This window comes from Bacteroides sp. AF39-16AC (assembly GCF_003602735.1).
Lineage (GTDB): Bacteria > Bacteroidota > Bacteroidia > Bacteroidales > Bacteroidaceae > Bacteroides > Bacteroides uniformis.
Map to the genome: position 1 here is coordinate 1 of NZ_QTLN01000057.1, position 3,490 is coordinate 3,490.

A 3,490-nucleotide genomic window follows, 5' to 3' on the forward strand; every position below is an offset into this window, starting at 1 on the left:
CACTATTATCCCAATTAGTGACTTATCACAAGTTGATATTTTTGTTGAAGTATAAAATATTAAAAAACAATACTTTACAACGTCACTTTTGATAATGTGCTCCCGATAATATTTTTATCTTGTGTCGTAACCAAATTATATTTGATATGGCACAAGAAAAATTACTTCAAGACCTCGTTGACCAATGCAAGGCATTGATGAACGAAGCTGGTTACAGTGCGAGAACACTGGCCACTTACAATGAACTGTGGGAATGGCATCTGAAACCTTTCATGCAGCAGAAAAGAATTACGATGTATACCTCTGAAGTCGGTTTTGATTTCTTAAACTCCCTGCCGGGAGACAAGCTCACACTAACCAATCGCTGGAGACGTGTTATCACTATCCTTGACACAGTCCTTCAGGATGGCAAAATCGGGCGAATTAAACCGCAATGGGTATCGTTCGACATGCCTGGCGAAATTGGAGAAATTGCCAAGTCGTTTTTGGCTAAAAAGAAATCACAGTTGGTTAGTAGCATAACTGTTCAAGTTTATAACCGTATGCTGGGTCGCCTCATATCTTTCCTGAGTATAAAAGAGGTTACAAGCCTTTCCAAGATGTCGGAACCCCTGCTTCTTGAGTTCCTCTCATCATCACAGTCAAACCCATCACAGAGAGTGATGGTCGTCCGTGGCTTTTGCCAATATCTTGTTCAAGAGGGTTTGGTTCCTGCTCATTACGGAAGTCTGGTTCAAGGCTATCGTTTCCCAATTCGAGAAAAGCTACCGTCGGTATATACACCGGAAGAGGTACAATTGATAGAGAAGGCTATAAACCGTAACAAGGTCGGTGGGAAACGTCTATATGCCATGTTTCTTCTTGCGGCAAGACTTGCACTTCGCATCTCCGATATCATACGCCTAAAATTGAAAAACATAGACTGGGATAGGAATATCGTCCGCATCGAGCAGTTCAAAACCGGAAAAGTCGTGGAACTTCCTCTGCTTGTGGAAGTTGGCAACGCAATAATAGATTATCTGCGCAGCGAAAGGCCGGTATGCAATGACGAGCATATGTTCATCTCACTTAAACCTCCGTTTCAGCGCGTCTCCAAGGACACGGTCAATACAGGTTTCAGAAAAGCGTTCAGCGATGCCGGCATAAACGCCGGGCGACGTCATCATGGTATCCATGCCATGCGTCATTCACTCGCTTCGGAACTTCTGAGTTCACAAGTCCCGCTGCCGACAATCTCCGGAATACTCGGGCATACAAGCCAGACATCAACAATGAACTACCTGCGCGTGGACATAGAGGCAATGAAATGCTGCTTGTTGCCGGTACCGCCCGTGCCGGATGAATTCTACAATCAGAAAGGAGGCATCTTGTATGAATAATACGATAATCTTCAAAAGCTCTTTTGCCCGGGTAATCAATGAATACCTGCGCATAAGACAGAGCCAAGGTGTCAACATCGCCCATGAGCTGACAATAATGAAAGAGCTGGATCAAATAATGGCCAGACATGGAAAACCTGTGGAACGGATTACCCGCGAGCTTATCGAGGAATGGCAGAGTATGCAATTTAATGAATCTGATCGCACAAAATACGCAAAGGCTTGTCAAATGATTAGATTTTGTACCTACCTGTGCCACATTGGAATCGACTCATACATTATGCCGAAGCCCAAACGGCCGGCCAATTCTTTTGTACCAAGAATCTTCTCCAAAGAAGAAATTGCAAAAATTTTCAGCATTGCCGATGCTACAACTCTACCAAAACCCATGTTCAACAGTTGCCTTATATCAATGCCTGCTTTGATTCGTTTTCTGTATTACGCAGGTTGTCGAGTCGGAGAGACAATCTCGATTAACAACGAGGATGTCGATATGGTCAAAGGCATGGTTCTTTTGCGTAATACCAAGAACAGAAAGAACCGGTTGATACCTTTGAATGACAACATGAAATCCATCTTCTCCCAATACCTATGGTATCGCGCCAGATTGAAGGCCGATGGCCTTGACATTCCATCAGGTCCGTTCTTTGTCAAGGCAGACGGCACAAGAATCTCCGCCAACTCTGCATACAACAGGTTCAAGGAAATTCTGGAGAAATGCGGAATATCTCACCTTGGCCACAATCAGGGACCTCGCCTGCATGATATCCGCCACACCTTCGCTGTACACTCGCTTCAGCATATGGTCGAATCCGGCCTTGACATTTATACTGCTCTTCCGATATTGTCGGTGCTTCTCGGACACTCCAGTGTATATGCTACGGAAAATTATGTCAGACTCACCATCCAGTTATTCCCTGACATTGTAACAAAAAACGGAGATGCCGTGAAGTCAATCTTCCCAAACATTGATACGCCATGAAAATAGAAACAGACTTTGGTAAATATGTCACACTGTTCTTCACACAATATCTTGTTGGAGAACGCGGTGTCAGTCCCCACACGTTGAGAAGCTATAGCGACACGTTTAATCTTTTCTACGATTTTATGTCATTGGTGCGTTCAGTTCCAGCCCACAAAGTAAGGCTTAAAGATGTGACTCATCAGACAATCAAGGACTTCCTTTTTTGGTTGGAAAAAGAAAAGAATAACCTTGTGTCAACACGGAACATACGATTGGCCGCCATTAAGTCGTTCTCCTGCTTTATGCAGTACTATGATACGATGCACGTGGGCCAGTGGCAGGCAATACTTGCGATTAAACAAAAGAAAATCGACCGCGATGCATTCTCGTACCTAACTACGGAGGGCATGGCACTGTTGCTCTCGCAAATCCCGACAGATACGAGGGATGGCAGGCGGCATCTCGCCATACTCGCTTTTCTCTATGACTCAGGTGCAAGAGCAAGCGAATTGGTGAACCTTAAACCAAGCGACATCTTCTTTGAAATTCCGGCACATGCGACCCTCTTTGGCAAAGGGCGGAAACGACGCATCGTTCCGTTGCAGGACAAACTGTGCGCCATTGTCAAAAAGTATATGGAAGATTGGGATTTAGACACTGCTGACACATCCAACCGACCGCTCTTCATGAACAAAAACGGTCGAAAATTGACAACAACTGGTCTGGCATATATCATCTCACTTTACGCATCTCCTGCGAGAGTGTTGCGTCCTGACCTGATACCCGGAAAGTTGTCGCCACACTCATTCCGTCACTCAAAGGCTATGCATCTTCTCCAATCCGGCGTGAACATAATCTATGTCAGAGACATTCTTGGGCATGTTTCCATGAAAACTACTGAAATATATGCACGGGCAGATTCTAAGCAAAAGCGTGAAGCTCTGGAAAACGCATATCAGGATTTAATCCCCAAAGCATCCACGGATGGGGTATGGGAAAGCGACCAAGAACTCAAAAAATGGTTGAGAAGTCTTGGTAGATAAAAATATTATCCAAAGTCGTTTTACAAAGTTGGGTGTTGTACCAATTGATAATCAACACTATTTGTATGCGACTTTGGATAATAATCTAATTGGGATAATAGTGC

The 3,490-nt window shown here is 44.3% G+C and carries 3 protein-coding genes; all 3 read left to right on the plus strand.

The window, feature by feature from the left end; translation table 11 throughout:
• The first annotated feature begins 146 nt into the window (after positions 1-146).
• Genes DW039_RS21385 through DW039_RS20485 form a run of 3 tightly spaced genes read left to right on the plus strand, consistent with a single transcriptional unit; the run spans position 147 to position 3,386 of the window.
• Positions 147-1,379, plus strand: coding sequence for a site-specific integrase (locus DW039_RS21385; RefSeq protein ID WP_237476146.1), 1,233 nt, complete (start codon positions 147-149; stop codon positions 1,377-1,379).
• Complete coding sequence (locus DW039_RS20480; RefSeq protein WP_158639707.1) at positions 1,372-2,361, plus strand: tyrosine-type recombinase/integrase; 990 nt, start codon at positions 1,372-1,374, stop codon at positions 2,359-2,361. The genes DW039_RS21385 and DW039_RS20480 overlap by 8 nt, the downstream gene beginning before the upstream one ends.
• Positions 2,358-3,386: a tyrosine-type recombinase/integrase gene (locus DW039_RS20485; RefSeq protein ID WP_101690410.1), complete on the plus strand. Its 1,029-nt coding sequence runs from the start codon at positions 2,358-2,360 to the stop codon at positions 3,384-3,386. Before DW039_RS20480 ends, DW039_RS20485 begins: the two co-directional genes overlap by 4 nt.
• The last annotated feature ends 104 nt before the right edge of the window (positions 3,387-3,490 follow it).